The sequence below is a fragment of the Pseudomonas sp. R62 genome (assembly GCF_000257605.1).
GTDB classification, from domain to species: domain Bacteria; phylum Pseudomonadota; class Gammaproteobacteria; order Pseudomonadales; family Pseudomonadaceae; genus Aquipseudomonas; species Aquipseudomonas atacamensis.
Window position 1 is genome coordinate 1 of the sequence record NZ_AHZM01000885.1, and the last position, 1,061, is coordinate 1,061.

The 1,061-nt window shown below is 61.9% G+C and carries 1 protein-coding gene; it reads right to left on the reverse strand.

The window, feature by feature from the left end; translation table 11 throughout:
* Positions 1-1,061: glutamate synthase central domain-containing protein (locus tag OQK_RS00860; protein ID WP_016770698.1), on the reverse strand; the 1,061-nt coding region annotated here is incomplete at both ends.

Consider the following 1,061-nt stretch of genomic DNA (forward strand, 5'->3'; position numbering starts at 1 on the left):
AGGCTTCGACGGCGAGGGCTTTCTGCTCGGCTTCGATGTCGACGAAACGCGCGCCCTTGATGCGGCTTGGCACACCACGGAAGCTCAGCTCGCAGACTTCTTCGGACAGGCCGATGGCCTCGAACAGCTGCGCACCGCGATACGAAGCGATGGTCGAGATACCCATCTTCGACAGGATCTTCAGCAGCCCTTTGGTGATGCCTTTGCGGTAGTTCTTGAACACCTCGTAGAGGTCGCCCAGGACTTCACCGGTACGGATCAGGTCGCCCAATACTTCGTAGGCCAGGAACGGATACACCGCCGAGGCGCCGAAACCGATCAGCACCGCGAAGTGATGCGGGTCACGGGCGGTCGCGGTTTCAACGAGGATGTTGGAATCGCAACGCAAGCCTTTTTCGGTCAGGCGGTGGTGCACGGCACCGGTCGCCAGCGAGGCGTGGATCGGCAGCTTGCCCGGGGCGATATGGCGGTCGCTGAGGACGATCTGGGTACGCCCGGCGCGCACGGCTTCTTCAGCCTGATCGGCAACGTTGCGGATGGCCGCTTCGAGGCCGAGGCTTTCGTCGTAGTTGAGGTCGATGATCGCCCGTTCGAAACCCGGACGGTCGAGGTTCATCAGCGAGCGCCACTTGGCCGGCGAGATCACTGGCGAGCTGAGGATCACGCGCGAGGCGTGTTCCGGCGACTCCTGGAAAATGTTGCGCTCGGCACCGAGGCAGATTTCCAGCGACATCACGATCGCTTCACGCAGCGGGTCGATCGGCGGGTTGGTGACCTGCGCGAACTGCTGGCGGAAATAGTCGTACGGCGTGCGCACACGCTGGGACAGCACGGCCATCGGCGTGTCGTCGCCCATCGAGCCCACGGCTTCGTAACCTTGCTCGCCAAGCGGGCGCAGCACCTGATCACGCTCCTCGAACGTGACCTGATACATCTTCATGTACTGCTTGAGCTGGTCGACGTCGTAGAAAGCCGAACCGTGGTCGTTGTCTTCCATGGTCGCCTGAATGCGCAGGGCATTCTTGCGCAGCCATTGCTTGTACGGATGACGGGATTTCAGA